The 20,046-nt window shown below is 67.2% G+C and carries 18 protein-coding genes; 13 read left to right on the top strand and 5 right to left on the bottom strand.

Annotated elements, in window-relative coordinates; genetic code table 11:
* Positions 1-5 precede the first annotated feature (5 nt).
* The 3 genes from ACTJI4_RS14200 to ACTJI4_RS14190 form a co-directional block, all read right to left on the bottom strand.
* Positions 6-713, bottom strand: coding sequence for a TSCPD domain-containing protein (locus ACTJI4_RS14200; RefSeq protein ID WP_392924392.1), 708 nt, complete (start codon positions 711-713; stop codon positions 6-8).
* 59 nt (positions 714-772) lie between these two features.
* Positions 773-1,672 carry a histone gene (locus tag ACTJI4_RS14195; RefSeq protein ID WP_440869707.1) on the bottom strand — a complete coding sequence of 300 codons (900 nt, stop codon included), beginning with the start codon at positions 1,670-1,672 and terminating at the stop codon, positions 773-775.
* Positions 1,673-1,853: 181 nt separating this feature from the next.
* The gene (locus ACTJI4_RS14190) at positions 1,854-5,135 is read right to left on the bottom strand and encodes an LAGLIDADG family homing endonuclease (protein ID WP_440869706.1); all 3,282 of its coding nucleotides are present in this window, start codon (positions 5,133-5,135) and stop codon (positions 1,854-1,856) included.
* A gap of 257 nt (positions 5,136-5,392) precedes the next feature.
* Between ACTJI4_RS14190 and ACTJI4_RS14185 the strand changes: the two genes are divergently transcribed.
* The 9 genes from ACTJI4_RS14185 to ACTJI4_RS14145 all read left to right on the top strand — a co-directional run bounded on the left by ACTJI4_RS14185 (position 5,393) and on the right by ACTJI4_RS14145 (position 13,375).
* A complete protein-coding gene (locus tag ACTJI4_RS14185) occupies positions 5,393-6,820 on the top strand; it encodes a Do family serine endopeptidase (protein ID WP_440869705.1) in 1,428 nt (475 codons plus the stop codon).
* Positions 6,821-6,931: 111 nt separating this feature from the next.
* The gene (locus ACTJI4_RS14180; protein ID WP_068848632.1) at positions 6,932-7,294 is read left to right on the top strand and encodes a hypothetical protein; all 363 of its coding nucleotides are present in this window, start codon (positions 6,932-6,934) and stop codon (positions 7,292-7,294) included.
* A gap of 6 nt (positions 7,295-7,300) precedes the next feature.
* Positions 7,301-7,807: a phage holin family protein gene (locus ACTJI4_RS14175; RefSeq protein ID WP_440869704.1), complete on the top strand. Its 507-nt coding sequence runs from the start codon at positions 7,301-7,303 to the stop codon at positions 7,805-7,807.
* The gene (locus ACTJI4_RS14170) at positions 7,804-8,274 is read left to right on the top strand and encodes a protein sip-5 (protein ID WP_392924406.1); all 471 of its coding nucleotides are present in this window, start codon (positions 7,804-7,806) and stop codon (positions 8,272-8,274) included. Before ACTJI4_RS14175 ends, ACTJI4_RS14170 begins: the two co-directional genes overlap by 4 nt.
* A 122-nt stretch (positions 8,275-8,396) precedes the next feature.
* Entirely contained in the window at positions 8,397-9,497 is a 1,101-nt protein-coding gene (locus tag ACTJI4_RS14165; protein ID WP_392924409.1) for an AI-2E family transporter, read from the top strand.
* Positions 9,498-9,506: 9 nt separating this feature from the next.
* The gene (locus ACTJI4_RS14160) at positions 9,507-10,217 is read left to right on the top strand and encodes an HAD family hydrolase (RefSeq protein WP_440869703.1); all 711 of its coding nucleotides are present in this window, start codon (positions 9,507-9,509) and stop codon (positions 10,215-10,217) included.
* A gap of 23 nt (positions 10,218-10,240) precedes the next feature.
* Positions 10,241-11,608 carry a leucyl aminopeptidase family protein gene (locus ACTJI4_RS14155; protein ID WP_392924420.1) on the top strand — a complete coding sequence of 456 codons (1,368 nt, stop codon included), beginning with the start codon at positions 10,241-10,243 and terminating at the stop codon, positions 11,606-11,608.
* Positions 11,609-11,744: 136 nt separating this feature from the next.
* Positions 11,745-12,839: a catalase family peroxidase gene (locus tag ACTJI4_RS14150; RefSeq protein ID WP_440869702.1), complete on the top strand. Its 1,095-nt coding sequence runs from the start codon at positions 11,745-11,747 to the stop codon at positions 12,837-12,839.
* Positions 12,836-13,375, top strand: coding sequence for a cytochrome b (locus ACTJI4_RS14145; protein ID WP_440869701.1), 540 nt, complete (start codon positions 12,836-12,838; stop codon positions 13,373-13,375). Before ACTJI4_RS14150 ends, ACTJI4_RS14145 begins: the two co-directional genes overlap by 4 nt.
* Positions 13,376-13,430: 55 nt before the next feature.
* Here the strand turns inward: ACTJI4_RS14145 and ACTJI4_RS14140 are convergent, their stop codons facing one another.
* Positions 13,431-14,033: a response regulator gene (locus ACTJI4_RS14140; protein ID WP_392924428.1), complete on the bottom strand. Its 603-nt coding sequence runs from the start codon at positions 14,031-14,033 to the stop codon at positions 13,431-13,433.
* The gene (locus ACTJI4_RS14135; RefSeq protein ID WP_440869700.1) at positions 14,030-15,256 is read right to left on the bottom strand and encodes a sensor histidine kinase; all 1,227 of its coding nucleotides are present in this window, start codon (positions 15,254-15,256) and stop codon (positions 14,030-14,032) included. Before ACTJI4_RS14135 ends, ACTJI4_RS14140 begins: the two co-directional genes overlap by 4 nt.
* Positions 15,257-15,464: 208 nt before the next feature.
* On the opposite strand from ACTJI4_RS14135, the gene ACTJI4_RS14130 reads away from it, so the two are divergent.
* From ACTJI4_RS14130 to ACTJI4_RS14115, 4 genes are all read left to right on the top strand, one after another.
* Positions 15,465-16,709 (top strand): efflux RND transporter periplasmic adaptor subunit, encoded by a 1,245-nt coding sequence (locus tag ACTJI4_RS14130; RefSeq protein ID WP_440869699.1) that lies wholly within the window; start codon positions 15,465-15,467, stop codon positions 16,707-16,709.
* 120 nt (positions 16,710-16,829) lie between these two features.
* The gene (locus ACTJI4_RS14125) at positions 16,830-17,519 is read left to right on the top strand and encodes an ABC transporter ATP-binding protein (RefSeq protein ID WP_440869698.1); all 690 of its coding nucleotides are present in this window, start codon (positions 16,830-16,832) and stop codon (positions 17,517-17,519) included.
* Positions 17,520-17,533: 14 nt separating this feature from the next.
* Positions 17,534-18,691 (top strand): ABC transporter permease, encoded by a 1,158-nt coding sequence (locus ACTJI4_RS14120; protein ID WP_392924439.1) that lies wholly within the window; start codon positions 17,534-17,536, stop codon positions 18,689-18,691.
* Positions 18,692-18,702: 11 nt separating this feature from the next.
* Complete coding sequence (locus ACTJI4_RS14115) at positions 18,703-20,013, top strand: ABC transporter permease (RefSeq protein ID WP_440869697.1); 1,311 nt, start codon at positions 18,703-18,705, stop codon at positions 20,011-20,013.
* Positions 20,014-20,046: the final 33 nt, after the last annotated feature.

Raw genomic sequence — 20,046 nt, 5'->3', positions numbered from 1 at the left:
TCAGCTCACCCGCACTTGGAGTACCCGCAATTGAGGCACGTGGCGCAGCCGTCCATGAACACCTGCGCCTTGGTGAAGCACTTCTCGCACATGCTGGCGCTGGGCGGGAAACTGGCGCCGTCGCCGGTGATGGCCAGGTCTTCGCTCTCCCGCGCTTCGTACTCGCGGCGCTTTTCGGCGATCATCGCGCGTTGCGCGGCGCTCATCTCCGGGTCGTGCAGCAACCCGATCGACTTGAGGTGGTGTTCGACGATGCTGCCCAGTTCGGCCACCAGCGAGGGCATGTAGGCGCCGCCGATCTTGTAGTAGCCACCGCGCGGGTCGAACACGGCCTTCATTTCCTCGACCAGGAAGGTCACGTCACCCCCCTTGCGGAACACGGCGGACATGATCCGGGTGAGCGCCACGATCCACTGGAAGTGCTCCATCGACTTGGAGTTGATGAACACCTCGAAGGGGCGGCGCAGCTCGTGCTCGGTGCCCGGGTTGAGCACGATGTCGTTGATGGTCACGTAGAAGGCGTGCTCCACCATCGGCGATTTGATCTTGTAGGTGTTGCCGACCAGGACGTCGGGGCGCTCGATGCGCTCGTGCATCTGCACGATGTCGTTGGCGGCGTCCGGGAGCGGCGCGGCGGTGGCCGCTGCCTGGCGCGTCTCCTCGGGGGTGACGACGGCATACCCGGTGATCTTCTGATCGATCCTGACAGCCATGGTGCGTTTCCTCGGTGTTCACGGCGCCCGCCCAGGGGTGGGCGCCGTGCATTACCTGCTTACTTGCGGGCGCGCTTGGCCGGGGCCTTGCGGGCCACGGTCTTGGCGGCGCGCTTGGCCGGTGCAGCCTTGCGGGCGACTGACTTGCGGGCAACGGCGGTCTTCTTGGCGACAGCCTTCTTGGTGGCGGCCGACTTGCGGGCCACGGTCTTCTTGGCAACAGCGACCTTCTTGCCAACCGTCTTGCGGGCGGGAGCGGTCTTCTTGGTCACGGCCTTCTTGGTGGCGGCCGACTTGCGGGCGACGGCCTTCTTGGCGGTGGCAACCTTCTTGCCCACGACCTTCTTGGCGGCCACAGTCTTCTTGCCAGCGACCTTACGGGCAGTGGCCGACTTCCTGGCGACAGCCTTCTTGGCGGTGGCGGTCTTCTTGGCGACAACCTTATTGGCGGCGGCGGTCTTCTTGCCCACGACCTTCTTGGCGGCGGCGGTCTTCTTGCCCACGACCTTCTTGGCGGCGGCGGTCTTCTTGGTCACGGCCTTCTTGGCAGCAACGGACTTCTTGGCGACAGCCTTCTTGGCGGCCTTGGTGGTCTTGGTCACGGCCTTTTCAGCAGCGACCTTCTTCTTGGCAACCTTCCTGGTCAGCGCGGCGGCCTCGGCCTTGGCGTTGCTCTTGGCGGCTTCCAGCTTCTTCTTGGCGGTGGCCAGGGTCTTGCCGACCGACTTGGCGGCCTTGTCAGCCTTCTTGGCGACGGTCTTCTCGGCGTTCTTGACGGCCTTTTTGACCTTGGCGACCTGGGTGGTGGCAGCCTTGCGCGCGCGCTTGGCGGTCTTCTGCACCGAGGCGACCACTTCTTCAGCGGTGTGGGCGATGGTCTCGCCCACGTTGCCGGCGGTTTCTTTTACGGTTTCCACACCCTGCGACAGGGTCGCGGTGACGCCATTTCCGTTGCTCATGTTTTGCCTCCTGAGGGGCCAGTCAGTGATTTCGCTGGCGATGCTATACCGGCGCGGACGATCGTGGAACGGTCTTGTCGCAGCCCGTGAGCCGCCCTTGTGCTTGCCCGGGCGGCGCCATGAATCTGACGCGGCTCGCCATCCTGCTCGAAACCGCTTGAAAACAGCTTCCGCTGCGCAATCAGAACTTGCCGTAGTAGCCCTCCTTGAGCGCGTCGAACAGGTTCGCGGCGCTGTGCACTTCGCCGTCATACTCGATCTGTTCGTTGCCCTTTACCTCCACAACTGCGCCGTCCTGGAGTTCGAAACGGTAGGTGGTGTTCTCCAGATCGGCTTCCTTGACCAGTACGCCCTGGAACGCGGCGGGGTTGAAGCGGAAGGTGGTGCAGCCCTTCAATCCCTGCGCGTGGGCGTAGCGGTAGATGTCCTTGAACTGATCAAAGGGGTAGTCGGTGGGAACGTTGGCGGTCTTGGAAATGGAGCTGTCCACCCACTTCTGCGCGGCGGCCTGGACGTCCACGTGGGCCTTGGGGGAGATGTCGTCGGCGGCAACGAAGTAGTCCGGCAGGCGGGCGTCATCCCCGTCGGCGAAGGGCATGGCCTGCGGGTTGACGAGGTGCCGGTAGGCCAGCAGCTCGTAGGAAAACACGTCCACCTTTTCCTTGCTCTTGCGCCCCTCGCGGATCACGTTGCGGCTGTAATGGTGGGCAAACGAGGGTTCGATGCCGTTGGAGGCGTTGTTGGCCAGCGACAGGCTGATGGTGCCCGTGGGGGCGATCGAGCTGTGGTGGGTGAAGCGGGCGCCGATCTCGGCCAGTTCCTCCACCAGCTCCGGGGCCACGCTGGCGATGCGCTGCATGTAGCGGCTGTAGCGGGCATGCAGCACCTTGCCCTCGATCTGCTGGCCGGCGCGCCAGCCATCGGCGGCCATTTCCGGGCGCTGCCGCAGCATGGCGGCGGTAACCTCGAAGGTCTCCTGCATGATCGGCGCCGGCCCTTTCTCGCGGGCCAGGCCGAGCCCGGTTTCCCAGCCCGCCACGGCCATCTCGCGCGCGATGGACTCGGTGAACTCGCAGGCGTCGGGCGCGCCATAGGCCATGCGCAGCATGGTCAGGGTCGAGCCCAGGCCCAGGAAACCCATGCCGTGCCGACGCTTGCGCAGGATCTCCTGGCGCTGCTGCTCCAGCGGCAGGCCGTTGACCTCCACCACGTTGTCGAGCATGCGGGTGAACACCCGCACCACCTCTTTGTATTCGTCCCAGTCAAACCGGGCCTGGGCGGTGAACGGCTGGCGCACGAAGCGGGTGAGGTTGACCGAGCCGAGCAGGCACGCGCCATACGGGGGCAAGGGCTGTTCGCCGCAGTTATGGGCATGCAGGCCGTTGCCGTCGAAGCAGTGGATGCCGGGTACCTGGACGTCGTAGACGTCTTCCACCCCGTCCGGGACCACGCCTTCAACGGTGGCAAAGAAGCGGCTGCGGTTGAGCGTGCGGCGGTAGGCGGCCAGTGTCCGGGTAAGGCGCGCGGCCTTGTCGGTGTCGGCGAACCCGATCAGCGCGTCGTAGCGGGCTACGCCTTCGCCGCTGATCACCAGTTCGTACTGCGCCAGCGTGGGGTAGGCACGCTGGCCACCGCGACCATCGGGCAGCACCGAACGCCCTGCTTCGCGGCGCGCATGGAGGGTGCTTGGGATGCCCAGCCGCAGCAGCATGCGCTGCACTGCCTCCAGCCGCGGTCGATCAGACTGCGCCAATCGGACCGATACGCCCTTGCTCTGGTTGCCCTGCACACTGCCGTCGGCGTCGAACAGGCCGCGCAGGAAGCCACGGCAGGCATCGCTGGAGAGCTTTTCCAGCGCCGGGGTGATCGGTTGGTCGCCCGGGGACATGCCCAGCTGCTTGGCAAGATCGCGCAATGCGGCTGACTTCAGGCGCCATTCGCTTCGACCGCCCACCTCGGACCACCCGCTGAAATCGGCACGGTGCGGCAGCGTCTTCGCGCAGCGCAGCGCTTCGTCCATCAGCGCGCGCACCCCCGCCGCCGGTGAGGCCTGCACACCATTGGCCACCGCTACCTGGCTCCACACCGAGAGCACGGCCCCTTCTTCATTGAGCGCGCCGTCGCCAACCAGAAGCCCCAGCAGGTAACCCTGCTCATGCGCCAGCGCGCCCGGCCAGTGCGGCGCAGCACGATGGTCCTGCAGCAGCACCTCATCCCCCGCCTGCAGCTGGCCCGCCTCGCACCATTCGCTCTGCACCTGCCAGCGGGTGCGGGAGGTTACCCGGCGAACCCGATGGTCCGCAGTCATCCGCAGCCGATGGCCTTCGCGGGTCTGCAGGGCGAGCACCGGCTTGCGCGCCGTGCGGAAGAATCCGGCATCGGTAGTAGCATGGTCCTGCCCCTCCACGCGCACGTGGAACCCCTGCCCAACCAGCTCCGCTACCTGGCGCGGCCCGGCGACGGTGTGCACCCAGGTATCGGCGGTGACGCAGGGATTGGTGGCGCGGATGTCCTCGCACCACCAGGTGTTGTTCATTTCGTTGACCCGGTCGATCAGGATGAAGCCGGGTTCGGCGTAATCGTAGGTGGACACCATGATCATGTCCCACAGGTGCCGGGCGCGGATCTGGCCGTAGATGCGGCAGGCGACCAGGCCGTCCTCGCGGACCACGTAGTCGCGGTGGGTGGGCCATTCGCGCCACTGCACGGCGGCCGCATCGGCCAGGTCGAACTCGCCGGCTTCGTGCCGGCTCAGCGGGAACACCAGCGGCCACTCGGCGTCATTGTCCACGGCCTGCATGAAGCCATCGGTGATCAGCAGCGACAGGTTGAACTGGCGCAGCCGGCCGTCTTCGCGCTTGGCCCGGATGAAATCGCGCACATCCGGATGCGAGACGTCGAAGGTGCCCATCTGCGCGCCACGTCGGCCACCGGCCGAGGAGATGGTGAAACACATCTTGTCGAAGATATCCATGAAGGACATCGGGCCGGAGGTGTGCGCGCCCGCCCCGGCCACGAACGCGCCACGCGGGCGCAGCGTACTGAACTCATAGCCGATGCCGCAGCCGGCCTTGAGGGTGAGCCCGGCTTCGTGGACCTTGCCCAAGATGCCGTCCATCGAATCTTCGAGCGTGCCGGAGACCGTGCAGTTGATGGTGCTGGTGGCCGGCTTGTGCGCCTGCGCGCCGGCATTGGAAATGATGCGGCCGGCAGGGATGGCGCCACGGCGCAGCGCCCAGGTGAAACGCTCACGCCAGTGCCGGCGCTTGTCCTCGGTGAGTTCGGCATCGGCCAGCGCGTGCGCCACGCGCAGGTAGGTGGCGTCGATGTCGGCATCCAGCGCTTGGCCCTGCTTGGTCTTGAGCCGGTACTTCTTGTCCCAGATATCCTGCGAGGCCGGCTGCAGCGGTACTTCGCCGGTGGCCAGCTCCGGGGGAACAACGTCCGTTTGCACCGTGCGCATTCGAGGCAGGCTCCATCGCGTGGTCACCGGGTGTGCCCACTGGCGAACCCAACGCCTTGGGGCACTCTGGGTCGGGGGCGCAACATCTAGTGGCCGACCTGGTTCCAGCTTACGCCGGCACGGGGGCGTGTCAACGGCACCGAAGGTCGCAGGCGCGGTGGCGGCCGGGGTCGATTTCATCGCCGGTTTAGCCGCCAGCGGACAGACTCGTTCAGCTTGATTTACCGTATACGTGTTTTCCAGCCCACCGGACTCCCATGCGACCGCTCCCGACCCTGCTAACGCTAGCGCTTGCCGCCGCCTTCGGAGGCTTTGTCGCTTCCGCCATCAACGCCCATCTGGACAATCGTGCCGAAGCGGCACCGGCCACGCTGGCAATTCCAGCCACGGCCGCGCTGCCTGCTTCAGTAGCCGGGCAGCCGGTGCCATCGCTGGCGCCGATGCTGGACCGGGTGATGCCAGCGGTGGTGAGCGTCAATACCAAACAGGTGGTACGGGTACGCAACCCCTACTTCAACGACCCGTTCTTCCGCCGCCTGTTCCCGGAAGTGCCGCAGGAGCGGATCAACGAGTCGCTCGGCTCGGGCGTCATCATTGATGCGGCTGAAGGCCTGGTGCTGACCAACCACCATGTGATCGAGAACGCCGACGATGTGCAGGTGACGCTGTCGGACGGGCGCACGGTCAAGGCCGAGTTCCTCGGTTCGGACCGCGACACCGACGTGGCGCTGATCCGCATTCCGGCCGACAAGCTCACCGCGCTGCCGCTGGGCGACAGCGCGCAGCTGCGCGTGGGCGACTTCGTAGTGGCCATCGGCAACCCGTTCGGCTTCAGCCAGACGGTCACCTCGGGCATCGTCTCGGCGGTTGGCCGTACCGGCATCCGCGGGCTGGGCTACCAGAACTTCATCCAGACCGATGCCTCGATCAACCCGGGCAACTCCGGCGGTGCGCTGGTCAACCTGCAAGGCCAGCTGGTGGGCATCAACACCGCGAGCTTCAACCCGCAGGGCAGCATGGCCGGCAACATCGGGCTGGGCCTGGCCATACCGACCAACCTTGCACGCGATGTGGTGGACCAGCTGATCAAGCACGGCGTGGTGGTGCGCGGCACGCTGGGCATCGAAGCGCAGAACCTCACCCAGGCCCTGGCGCAGAACCTGGGGCTGAGCGAAGCACGCGGCGCGCTTGTCACCCGCGTGCTGGCAGGTTCGGGGGCCGCGGCCGCCGGCCTGAAGCCGGGCGACGTGGTGGTGGCGGCCAACGGCCAACGGGTCGACGGCGCGGTGGCGCTGCACAACGTGGAGGGCCTGCAGCCGGTAGGCAGCGCGCTGACGCTGGACGTGCGCCGCGATGGCAAGCCGCTGCAGCTCAAGGCCACGTTGAAGGAACAGCCACGTGCCGTGGCCGGCGAATCGCTGGACCCGCGTCTGAGCGGCGCCACCTTCGTTGATCTGCCCGAGACGTTGCGCCAGGCCGGCAGCAGCGGAGTCATGGTCAGCGAGGTCAAGCGCGGCAGCCGCGCAGCCAATTCAGGCCTGGCCGCCGGCGACCTGATCATCCAGGCCAGCGTGGGTGAATTCGCCGACCTGGCCAGCTGGCGCGCCAACTTCCAGCAGCGCCCGCAGCAACTGGTGCTGCGCGTGGTACGCGGCAATGCGCGTGGCGAGCTGGAAATGCGATGAATCCTTCAGGGGGTCGTAACGTGCCTTACACCCCCCCGGTGCTATTACCTTCAGTTCGCTTCGACCGGCATGGCCTGCGGTCACCCCCATCGCCTACAACGGAGATACACGATGAGCCCCACCAACACCGAGAACCTCAAGGAACACCTGGGTGAAGCCGGTTCGCACCTGAAGTCGGCCGCTACCGCTGCCGGCGGTGCGATCAAGGGCGCCACCGGCGCAGCCACCGACGAACTGCGTATCGGCAAGGCCAATGTCAAGGCCGAACTTTCCGATACCGCGCTGTCCGGCCTGGCCGCTGCTGAATTCGGCGGCGCCGCTGCGAAAGAGCAGGTTGATGCGCTGATGGACAAGGGCAAGGACCTGGTCGACAGCGCCGCCGAGCTGATCCGCGAGCGCCCGCTGGCCTCGTTCGGCGTGGCATTTGCCGCCGGCTGGATCATCGCCAAGCTTGCCCGCAGCGGCGACAAGTAAGTCGGCGTGAGCGATCAAGCACAGTCGACGCCCGACGGTGGAGCGGCAACGCCTCCACCCGATGGCGATGCCGGCCAGCGCGCGCCGCGCCTGGATGAAAGCATCCGCGAGGTGGGCCAGGCCGGCCGCGCGACGGTGGATTCGGCCAAGCACACGCTGCGTTCGCTGCGTCGCCTGGCATCGTTCGAATTCGCGCTGGCACGCAGTGCATTCGGCCGCGCATTGGCGTGGAGCGGGGTTGCAATCGTATTCGGCGCGTCGGCCTGGCTGCTGCTTGCCGGTACGCTGATCGCGCTGATGCAGCGATGGGGTCTGTCCTGGTTCCATTCGCTGCTGATCACTTCGGTGGTGAGCCTGGCGATGACCGGCTATGCGATCTGGCGGGTGTCGTTCTTCTTCCGCCACACCGGCATGCATGCCACGCGCCGCCAGTTGTCGAGGCTGGGCCTGTTCGATGAGCCCAGCGACGACGATCCTGAGGGCCAGATGGACGTCAGGGAGCGTGTGCCATGAAATTCGAAGCCCTGCGCCACCGGGTCAAGCGTGCCGAACAGGTAGTGTCCATCCGGGTCGATGAAACCCAGTGCAGCTGGTTCACCCTCAGCCAGGCATGGCGCGCGGGCTGGACGCCGCTGCGCATCATCAGCGTCGGCTTGGCTGGCGGTTTCCTGGCCGGCAAGCTGGAGCCGGGCAAGACCCGTTTTCATGGTGCCCGCTGGCTGCAGATGATCGGTTCGGTGTCCAACCTGCTGGCCAGCGCCCAGGCGGCGTTTGCCTCGATGCAGGCCAGTGAAGCGGCCGATACGGCAGAGCAGGCGGCGGACAAGGTGGATGAAGCTGTCGCTCCTGCGCCGGCTGCAGCAGCGGTTCGGGCTTCGGCCCCGGCGGCTGCGCCGCGTGCGCGGGTGACCGCCACCCAGGAATCGGCCCAGCCGCAGCCGCAGCCGGCCGAAGCAGCGACCGACGTTTCCGAACGATGACGCGTCGCCCCACCAAGCGTGGGGCGCTACCGAATCCACGTAACCGGCGGTGACCGGTTTCCAACACGCAGCACGCACCCGGGTTGCCCAATAATGCGTTTCCTCTCCAGCGTGCGACCTGCATGAGCGTTCCTGCACCCTCTTCCGCCGACGCTCCCCTGCCGGTAGCGGTTCCCCCGCCGCCGCGCCCGCGTGCGCCGATGTCGCTGGTGGTGCTGGCCACGCTTGCAGTCGCGTTCACCCTGTGGGCCGCGCAGGAAATCATCCTGCCGGTACTGCTGGCGATGTTCTTCGCGCTGGTCGGCAATCCCATCCTGCGCCTGCTTGGCCGCCTGTGGATTCCGCGCTTCCTGGCGGCGGTGCTGGTGATCGGGGTCGGCCTGAGCGGGACGGCCGCGCTGGGCGTTCAACTGGTCGGCCCGGCAATGGAATGGGCACAGGAAGCCCCGCAACAGCTGCGCAAGGTGGCCCGACAGGTGCAGAACCTGACCAAGCCGGTGCAGCAGGCCAACCAGGCAGCGGAAAACTTCGCGCGCGTGGCCGGCGGCGAAGGCAGCCGCAGGGTGCAGGTGGTGCGCACCCAGCTGGATGACCCGTACAAAGTGCTGACCCGGGCGCCACGCCTGGCCGCTTCCGTGCTGGCGGTGGTGCTGCTGACCCTGTTCTTCATGATCTACGGGCAGAACCTGCAGAAGCACGCCATTGCGCTGTTCCCCAGCCGGCAGCAGCAGCGGTTCACCACCGACATCCTGCGCTCGATCGAACGCGAGGTGTCGCGTTACGTGTTGACCATCACCGTGATCAACGCGCTGGTGGGGCTGATCTTCTCGGGCGTGCTGTTGCTGCTGGGCATCAGCCTGCAGGAAGCGCTGCTGTGGGGCACGGTGGCGGCGCTGCTGAATTTCGCGCCGTACGTGGGGCCGCTGATCGGGGTGACGCTGATGCTGCTGATGGGCTTTGTGGAGTTCAGCGATCCGTTCAAGGCGCTGCTGCCAGCGGCCTGCTACCTCGCCCTGCACACCATTGAGGGCCAGGTGGTGACCCCGATCGTGCTGGGCCGGCAGATGGCGATTTCGCCGCTGATCCTGATCCTGGCGCTCATGGTATTCGGCTGGCTGTGGGGCATGGTGGGGTTGCTGCTCTCGGTCCCCCTGCTGGTCTGCATCAAGCTGGTACTGGCGCGCCTGGACGGCACCCAGGGCTGGGCGAAACTGTTGGAGTAGAATGGGCGGGTGAATTTTCCCGTCCTAGCCATCACCCTCGACCTCGACGACACCCTGTGGCCGTTCGCCCCCATCGGCGCCCGCATCGACCAGGTGCTGTACGAGTGGATGCTCCAGCACAGCCCGGCCACCGCCGCGATGTACCCGGTGGCGGCGATGCGCGAACTGCGCGAGCGCTCCTTCCGCGACAACCCGCAGCTGCACCATGACCTGAGCGCCCTGCGCCGGCTCACCCTGCGCGAGGCGCTGGAAAACAGCGGGGCCGACCTGGCCCTGCTGGAACCGGCCTACGAGGCGTTTTACGCCGCGCGCAATCAGGTGGAGTTCTACCCCGATGCGCTGGACGCGCTGGCCCGCATTGCCGCCCGGGTGCCGGTGGCCGCGCTCAGTAACGGCAACGCCGACCTGGCCCGGATCGGGCTGGACCACCACTTCGCCTTCCAGCTGGGTTCGCGCGAACACGGCGCGGCCAAGCCGGCCGCCAGCATTTTCCACGCCGCCTGCGAACGCCTGGGCGTAGCGCCGGCGCAGGTGCTGCACGTCGGCGACCATGTCGAAATGGATGTGGTTGGCGCAATGCAGGCTGGCCTGCGCGGCTGCTGGATCAACCGCGTTGAACACACCTGGCATCACCCCTCACTGCAGCCCGACCTGCAGTTCGACACCCTGACCGGCCTGGCCGACTGGCTTGATGCGAATGCATCGGCACAGACCGCCTGACCCCGAACGGAGCACGACCCCGCATGACCCAGATCAACGGCTTCACCACCGATTCGGCCAAGGCCCTGCCGCTGCACGTGATGGAGCGCGAACAGTTCGCGGCATGGCGCGGGCAGCAGAGCCCGGCCCTGGTTGCCTGGCTGGATGCGCAGCACTTCAATGGCAGCGGTGGCAGCGTGGTGCTGCTGCCGGGCGAACATGGCCTGGCCGGCGCCATCGTCGGCGTAGGTGACCCGGGGGACGCCTATGCCTACGCGCATGCCCCGTTCGCGCTGCCTGAAGGCAGCGTGTGGCAGCTGGCCGACGCGCTGCCGGCCGATGTGGTAACCCTTCTGCATCTTGGCTGGGGCCTGGGCAGCTACCGCTTCGCGCGCTACCGCAAGCCCAACCGCGCCCCGGCGCAGCTGGTGGCCACCCCGTCTGCCGAAGTGCGCGATGTGATCACCGCCAGCCTGCGCGTGCGCGACTGGGTGAACACGCCCACCGAGGACATGGGCCCGCAGCAGCTGGAAGACGCCGCCCGCGAACTGGCCGCCGCCCATGGTGGCCAGTGCGAGGTGATCACTGGTGATGCGCTGCTGGAGCAGAATTTCCCGGCCATCCACGCGGTGGGCCGCGCCTCGCACCGGGCGCCGCGCCTGATCGCGCTGCGCTGGGGCCAGGCCGGTCGCCCGCACGTGGCGCTGGTGGGCAAGGGTGTGTGCTTCGATACCGGCGGGCTGGACATCAAGCCGGCCGACGGCATGCGCAACATGAAGAAGGACATGGGCGGCGCCGCGCACGCGCTGGCGCTGGCCGGGCTGATCATGGCCCAGGAGCTGCCGGTGCAGCTGACCCTGCTGATTGCGGCGGTGGAAAATGCGATCGGCCCGGATGCGTTCCGCCCGGGCGAAGTGATCGCCACCCGCAAGGGCCTGAGCATCGAAATCGACAACACCGATGCCGAAGGCCGGCTGGTGCTGTGCGATGCGCTGACCTACGCCAGCGAACAGCAGCCGGAGATCGTGCTGGACTTCGCCACGCTCACCGGTGCGGCGCGCATCGCGCTCGGCCCGGACCTGCCGGCGCTGTTCAGCAACAACGACACTTTGGCGCAGCAGTGGCTGCAGGCCGGCGAAACCACCCGCGACCCGGTCTGGCGCATGCCGCTGTGGCGCCCGTACCTGCGTTACCTGCACAGCGGCATTGCCGACCTGGCCAACGCCGGGTCGCGCATGGCCGGTTCGGTGACCGCCGCGCTGTACCTGGAACGGTTCATCGCCGAAGGCCAGGCCTGGGCGCACCTGGACGTATACGCCTGGAATGACGGCGAACGGCCGGGCCGCCCGGCCGGTGGCGAGGCCCTCGCGTTGCGCTCGGCGTGGTCGATGCTGAAAACGCGATACGCGTAAGCAGGCCCCCACAGATCCCCGCCCCGGCGGGGATCTTTCATTGAATCTTGTCGAAAATGTGAATATCCGGGCGACCGGGGTTCTGACACCATGGCCGCACCCACCCCCTCACGTTCGAGAAGGCAGGTAACGGCCCATGTCGCTCTTCCGCTATACCCGCGCCGGCCGTGAGCCGGATGCCCCGCGCCCGCCGCATTCACCGCTGCTGTGGATCGCACTGATTGCGCTGATTGCCGGCGTGCTGATCCTGGCCTTCGCCTGGCTGGCCGGCTGGCTGGGCCGCGACCGCGCCACGGTGCAGACCTTCACCGATACCATCGAAGCCACCGGCGCCAACCATCCCGGCTTCCGCCGCGCACACAGCAAGGGTGCGTGCGTGAGCGGCACCTTCCAGGGCACGCCGGGCGGCGCGGCACTGAGTTCGGCGCGGGTGTTCCGGCAGCAGCAGGTGCCGGTGCTGGGCCGCCTCTCGATCGGCGGCGGCGATCCGCACGGGGCCGATGCCAATGCGCGCGTTCGCAGCATGGCGCTGCAGCTGGTCAGCGACGACGGCCAGGAATGGCGCACGGCGATGAACAGCTTCCCGTTCTTCGCCGTGCCCACCACAGAGGCGTTCCTGGAACAGACCCGTGCCGGCATTCCAGACCCGGCCACCGGCAAACCGGACCCGGCCAAGATGGCGGCCATCGCGGCAAAGTATCCGTCCGCGCGCGCCTTCGGCGAATGGGCCAAAACCGCGCCGTGGTCCACCAGCTGGGCCAACACCACCTACAACGGGGTCAACAGCTTCCGCTTCACGAATGCCGACGGCCACACCGAAGTGGTGCGCTGGAGCATGCGCCCGTTGGCACCGTTCGAAGCCATGGACGCGGCGCAGCGCAAGGCGGCCAGCCTGGATTACCTCAGCGATGAGTTCCAGCAGCGCTTGGCCAAGGGGCCGGTGCAGTGGGAGATGTGGGCCACGCTTGCCGCGGCGGGCGACGCGGTGAACGATCCCTCGATTCCGTGGCCCGAAGACCGCCGCCAGGTGAAGCTGGGCACGCTGACCCTGAACGCCCTGCAGCCGCAGGCCGGCGGCGCCTGCAACAACCTCAACTTCGATCCGCTGATCCTGCCCAGCGGTATTGCCGGCACCGATGACCCGATCCTGGCCGCGCGTTCGGCGGTGTATTCCGAATCGTTCAACCGCCGCGAGCGCGAAGTGGCCAGTGGCAAGGAGAAGGCACGATGAGCCGTGATGCCGGGCATTTCAACCTCACCGCACGGGTGCTGCACTGGCTGATGGCGGTGCTGATCCTGACCATGTTGTTCGTGGGTGTGACCATGGTGGCCTCGCTGCACTGGCGGCCGATGCTGGTGGACCTGCACCGGCCGCTGGGCATTGCAATCCTGCTGTTGGCAGTGGTGCGGCTGATCAACCGGTTGCGGCACCGGCCGCCACCGCTGCCGGCCGATCTGCCGGCCTGGCAGGCCGCTGCGGCGCACGCTTCGCACTGGGTGTTGTACGGGTTGATGCTGGCCATGCCGCTGGTCGGCTGGGCGATGCTGTCGGCCGGCGGTTACCCGATCCAGATGTGGAAGGGGGTATTGCTGCCGCCGATCCTGCCGCACGACGTGGCGTTGTACGCCGCGCTGCGCAGCGCGCACAGCCTGCTGGCCTATGTGTTGTTCGCCACGGTGGTGCTGCACCTTGGCGCAGCGTTGTTCCACCTGTGGGTGCGGCGCGATGGGGTGTTCCAGGCGATGGCGAAGGGGCGGGACGGGTAACGTCACACGACCAACGGTCGTGTGCTACCCGGGTGATTGAAGGCACCGTGGGTGCCTACAACCACCCTTTCTGCCGGGCCAGGCGGTAGGCTTCGATTCGGTTGGCTACGCCCAGCTTGCCTATGCATTCGGAGAGGTAGTTGCGCACCGTGCCGTGCGACAACCCCAGCTGCGTGGCGATCTCGCTGGCCGAGCGGCCATCGCCGGACAGGCGCAACACCTGGCGTTCGCGGTCGTTGAGCGGGTCGGCCTGCGACCACGCATCGACCGCCAGCTGCGGGTCGATGGCACGGCCGCCGTGCTGTACCTGGCGCAATGCATCGGCCAGCTTCTCCGCCGGTGCGTCCTTGAGCAGGTAGCCGCACACGCCGGCATCCAGCGCGCGGCGCAGGAAGCCCGAGCGCGCGAAGGTCGTCACAATCACCACCTTGATGGGCAACCCATGGCGCGCGATGCGCTGCGCCAGCTCCAGGCCGGACAACCCTGGCATTTCGATATCGGTGACCAGGATGTCCGGCTGCAGCTGCTGCAGCATCCGCCAGGCCGCCTCACCGTCAGCGGCGGCACCCAGCACCTCGATATCCGGCTCCAGCCCAAGCAGCGCCGACAGCGCGCCGCGCACCATCGCCTGGTCTTCGGCCAATACGATGCGGATCATGGCAGTACCTCATGGGTCAGCGGAGTCGCACTCATGGCCGTGGCTACTGCGGCCGTCTTGGCCGGTAGCGGCACCCGCACCGCCAGCGTGGTGCCCTGCCCGCGCGGGGAGTGCACCTGCAGCGTGCCGCGCAGCGCGGCCACGCGTTCGCGCATGCCGGTGAGGCCATTGCCATCGGCCTGCACATCGCCACGCCCGTCATCGCGGATCTGCAGGCTCAGGCTGCGTCCGTCCTGGGCGAACTCGACCCAGGCCTGGTGCGCGTCAGCATGCCGCACGATGTTGGTGGCTGCTTCGCGCAGCACCAGCGCCAGCCCACGCTCGATCTCCACCGGCATCGGCGGCGGCGGGCTGTAGTGGAGGTGTACGTGCTGGCATTCCAGCAGTAGCCGCGCAGCCGCCAGTTCCGCAGCGAGATCGCTGGCGCGGATGCCGGTCACGGCGCTGCGCACTTCAGACAGTGCCTGCCGCGCGATGGCCTCGGCTTCGGTGACCTCCAGCCGCGCACGCTCGGGATCGCGGTCGAACAGCTTGCGCGACAGCTCCAGCTTCAGGGTGATCAGCGAAAGCGTGTGGCCGAGCAGGTCGTGCAGGTCGCGGCCGATGCGTTCGCGCTCTGCCGTGGCGGCCAGCCGCCGCACTTCGTCCTGGGACAGCTGCAGCGCCGCGTCGCGATCCTTGTTGGTGCTTTCCACATTGATGATGACGCCGATGATGAACGCCATCGACGGAATCCACACCACCAGCTGCCAGTGGTAGCCCACCCAGAGTGCGATGGCCACGAAGGCAGCGTTGAGCACCACCAGCTGGGCGAGGTAGCGCCACGCGCTGCCGGTGCGGCACACCCGCAGCGTGACGCAGCCGAAGATGAAATAGCTGATGCCTGACGGGTACCACGGCAGCAGCGCCAAGCCCATGGCCACCATGGCCAGCGCGTAACGCGGTGCGTCCCGGCGCGGCGACAGCAGCTGGCGGGCATACAGCGCCAGGAACACCGGGTAGGTCAGCAGGGTCAGCCACAGCCACGTCAGGGTGTAGCCACCACCGAACATCGGGGTGAGGAACACCCAGCCGGTCCACAACAGATGCACCGCATCGGACCAGGCCGGCTTGCCGGCGCGCAGGTTGTCGGCAACGGCCGAATCCGGGGCGGGCTGCAGAAGGGTGGAGAGCCGGCGGTGCGTCATGGTGGGTTCCCGGTGGTTGGGGCGAGGCGCGATCATGGCATCTTCCTGGCGGGGTGCGGCATGGCCATACGATCCCGTGTCGGCAATGACACTTCCAGTACGCCGCATCACCCCAGGCAGGTGACAGCTGTCACTGCCCGGAACCCGGTCCTGCAGGCATCCTGTGCCCCAGCCAGTCCCGTCCCGGTTTGCCCGCCACTCCCGTTGCGGTCACACTCGGCCCGATTCCACGTCCAGACTCACGATGAACGCATCCGCTGAACTGCTCAAGGAACTCCGCATCGACCGCAGGAAGGCCGCCGCCCCGCCGCCTTCGTCGCCACGCCGTGGCCTGTGGATCGTGCTCGCCATCGTCGCCCTGCTGATCCTGGCTGGCGTCGCCTGGCTCATGTTCGGCCGTGAACGCCCGATCGAGGTGACCACCGCACCGGTGGTGGCCATCCAGCAGGGCACCGCCAGCAGCTCGGTGCTCGACGCCAGCGGCTACGTGGTGGCCCGGCGCATGGCCACGGTGTCGGCCAAGATCACCGGCAAGGTCCGTGAAGTGATGATCGAAGAAGGCATGCGGGTCGAAGAAGGCCAGGTCATGGCCACCCTCGACCCGATCGATGCCAACGCCCAGCGCAGTCTGTCGGCCGCCCAGCTGGAAGCAGCACGCAGCCAGTTGGCCGGCTTGCAGGCGCAGGTGGCCCAGGCCGAAGCCGAAGCCGCGCGCCTGCAGACGCTGGTCGGCCAGCAGCTGGTCTCGCGTTCCCAGTTCGACCAGGCCATCGCCCAGCGCGACAGCCTGCGCGCGCAGCTGCGCACCGCCCAGCGCAACACACAGGTGGCCGGCGACGCGCTGGCCATTGCCGACCTGGGCGTGGACAACAACATCGTGCGCGCGCCGTTCTCCGGCGTGGTCACCGCCAAGGCGGCGCAGCCGGGCGAGATCGTATCGCCGCTGTCGGCCGGTGGCGGCTTCACCCGTACCGGTATCGGCACCATCGTGGACATGGACTCGCTGGAAATCGAAGTGGACGTGGGTGAGGCCTTCATCGGCCGCGTGCAGCCGAAGATGCCGGTCGAGGCCACGCTCAATGCCTACCCGGAGTGGAAGATCCCCGCCGAGGTGATCGCCATCATCCCCACCGCCGACCGCGGCAAGGCAACGGTCAAGGTGCGCGTGGCACTGAAGAGCAGGGATCCGCGCATCGTGCCCGAGATGGGCGTGCGGGTGAGCTTCCTGGAAGCGGCCGCGCCAGCCCAGGCGCAGGCGCCCAACGGCGTGCGCGTGCCCGCAGCGGCACTGGTCGAGCGCGACCAGAAGACCGTGGCGTTCGTGGTGGGCGATGACAAGCGCGTGCAGCAGGTGCCGGTGACGGTGGGCGTGGCGCTCAACAACGACCGCCAGGTCACCGCCGGTCTCAGCGCCGGCCAGCAGGTGGTGAGCAACCCGCCGCCGGAACTGCGCGATGGCAGCGCGGTAGTGGAAAAGCAGACGCAGTAAGCAAGGCGGCGCCGCGACCGGGTCGCGAGCCGACGAAGTGCGATTCCCGTGCCGGCCCGGCGCGCATGCGCGCGGCTGCCCGCATGGTTTCTTCTTCCCCTGATTCACGGAGAACCGCTCATGTCCACCCTGGTTTCGCTCCGCAACATCACCAAGACCTACCAGCGCGGCCCCGAAAAGGTGCAGGTGCTGCACGGGATCGATCTGGACATCCAGCGCGGCGACTTCGTCGCCCTGATGGGCCCGTCCGGCTCGGGCAAGACCACCCTGCTCAACCTGATCGGCGGGCTCGATACGCCGAGCGGCGGTGAGATCGAGATCGAAGGCGAGCGCATCGACCGCATGTCCGGCGGACAGCTCTCCACCTGGCGCAGCCACCATGTCGGCTTCGTGTTCCAGTTCTACAACCTGATGCCGACGCTCACCGCGCAGAAGAACGTGGAACTGCCATTGCTGCTTACCCACCTTGGGGCGGCGCAGCGCAAGCGCAATGCCGAAATCGCGCTCACCCTGGTCGGCCTGGCCGACCGCCGCAGCCACCGCCCCAATGAGCTGTCCGGCGGCCAGCAGCAGCGCGTGGCGATTGCCCGGGCGATCGTGTCCGACCCGACATTCCTGATCTGCGATGAGCCGACCGGCGACCTCGACCGCGCCTCGGCCGAGGAAATCCTGGTGCTGCTGCAGCAGCTCAACCGCGAGCACGGCAAGACCATCATCATGGTCACCCACGACCCCAAGGCCGCCGAGTACGCCACCCATACCGTGCATCTGGACAAGGGTGAGCTTGCACAGGCACCTGCGGCCCACTGACGGAGGTCACTGCGGTGAAATACTTCTCGCTCATATGGGCGCAGCTGTTCCGCAGCAAGACGCGGACCCTGCTGACCCTGCTTTCGGTGGTGGCCGCGTTCCTGCTGTTTGGCATGCTCGATTCGGTGCGCGTGGCATTCAGCTCGGGCGGCAGCGTGGAAGGGGCCAACCGCCTGATCGTGGCCTCGCGCCTGTCCATCACCCAATCGCTGCCGACCCGGCTGGAGCCGCAGGTGCGGCAGGTCCCCGGGGTAAAGGACGTCACTTACGGCATGTGGTTCGGCGGCATCTACCAGGACCCGAAGAACTTCTTCGCCAACTTCTCGGTGGCGCCGAACTACTTCGAGGTGTACCGCGAACTGCAGCTGCCACCCGAACAGCTCAAAGCCTTCCAGGACACCCGGACCGGTGCGGTGGTGGGCGAAACGCTGGCCAAGGAATTTGGCTGGAAGATCGGCGACACCATTCCGCTGCAGGCCACCATCTTCCCGCGCGGCGGCAGCAACGACTGGCCGCTGCAGCTGGTCGGCATCTTCCGCTCGAAGGACCGTACCCTGGCGGCCAACGAAGAACGCCAGCTGATGATGAATTGGAAGTACTTCGACGAGAGCAACGACTACATCAAGAACCAGGTGAGCTGGTTCACGGTCACCCTGGACAACCCGGACCACTCCTCGCGCGTGGCCCAGGCCATCGACGCGATCTCGGCCAATTCGGACCATGAAACCAAGACCCAGACCGAATCGGCGTTCCAGCAGGCCTTCGTCAAACAGTTCGCCGACATCGGGCTGATCGTCACCTCGATCATGGGCGCGGTGTTCTTCACCCTGCTGCTGCTCACCGGCAACACCATGGCCCAGGCCGTGCGCGAGCGCGTGCCCGAACTGGCCACGCTGAAGACACTCGGCTTCAAGGACAGCACGGTGCTGACGTTGGTGATGATCGAATCGGTACTGCTGATCGGGCTGGGCGGCGCCATCGGCATGGGCCTGGCCGCTTCCATCCTGCCGGTGCTGGCGCCGAAGACACAGGGTCTGTTGCCACCGCACGTACCCACCCAGACCTGGTTGATGGGGGTGGGGCTGATCCTGCTGATTGGTGTGGTGGTGGGCCTGCTGCCGGCGCTGCGCGCCAAGCGGCTGAAGATCGTCGATGCCCTGGCGGGCCGCTGAGGAGAACCGACATGAAAAAGCAATGGTTGAGCAATCTGTTGTCGGTGCTGCTGCTGGCGGTGATGCTGGCGGTGTGGATCATGCTGCCCTGGCCGGGCGTGCTGGCAGTGGTCGTGGCCGTCGGGCTGTGGCTGCTGTTCACCCGCAGCGGGCGGCTCGCACTGGCGGCCACGCGCATTGGCGTGGCCAGCCTGCCGCAGCGCTGGGGCGCGTCCTCGGTGGTGGTGGTGGGCATTGCGGGCGTGGTCGGCGTGCTGGTGGCGATGCTGGCCATGGGCCAGGGCTTCCAGGCCACGCTCAACAGCACTGGCGATGACTCCACGGCGATCGTGCTGCGCGGCGGTTCACAGGCCGAAACCAATTCGGTCATTACCCGCGACCAGGTACCGCTGTTGTCCACCCTGCCCGGCGTGGCCAAGGATGCGCAGGGCAAGCCGATGATCTCCCCGGAGCTGTCGCAGGTGGTCAACCTGGTCTCCAGGGGCGATGGTACCGACGTCAACGCGCAGTTCCGTGGCGTGGGCGAAATGGCGTGGGCGGTGCACGACAAGGTGAAGGTCACCGAGGGCCGCCCGTTCAAACCCGGCCTGCGCGAGATCGTGGTCGGCAAGGGCGCCCAGGGCCAGTTCCGTGGGCTGGAAGTGGGCAAGTCGCTCACGCTGGGCAACCAGCAGTGGACCGTGGTGGGTGTCTTCAATTCCGGCGATGCGCACGACTCGGAGCTGTGGACCGATGCTGAGACGCTGGCCAACACCTACCAGCGCAGTGCATGGCAGTCGATCAGCTTGCGCACCGATGGCAAAGCCGGGTTCGACCTGTTCAAGGCAGGCGTCGCTGCCGACCCGCGCCTGAAGCTGGATGTGGAAACCACGCGTGCGTACTACGCCAAGCAGGGCGGCGGGCTGAATACCCTGATCAAGGTGCTCGGCACGGTGATCGGCGCGATCATGGCGGTTGGTGCGGTGTTTGGCGCACTCAACACCATGTATGCGGCGGTGGCCACCCGCGCGCGTGAGATCGCGACGATGCGCGCCATCGGGTTCCGTGGGTTGCCGGTGGTCACCGCGATCATGCTGGAGACCATGCTGCTGGCACTGATCGGCGGCTTGCTGGGCGGACTGGTGGCGTGGGCCATCTTCAACGGCTACAGCGTGTCCACCATCGGCAGCAACTTCAGCCAGGTGGTGTTCCAGTTCAAGGTCTCGCCCGAGCTGCTGTGGAGTGGGCTGAAGTGGGCGCTGGGAATCGGGCTGGTGGGTGGGCTGTTCCCCGCGCTGCGTGCGGCGCGGCTGCCGATCACTACCGCATTGCGGGAAACCTGAAGCATCGAACTCCCGTGCCCCCCGAGGGGGCAC

It is taken from the genome of Stenotrophomonas sp. 22385 (assembly GCF_052045085.1).
Lineage (GTDB): Bacteria > Pseudomonadota > Gammaproteobacteria > Xanthomonadales > Xanthomonadaceae > Stenotrophomonas.
The sequence above is the reverse complement of the archived record's forward strand: the minus strand, read 5'-3'. Positions and strand labels throughout refer to the sequence as shown.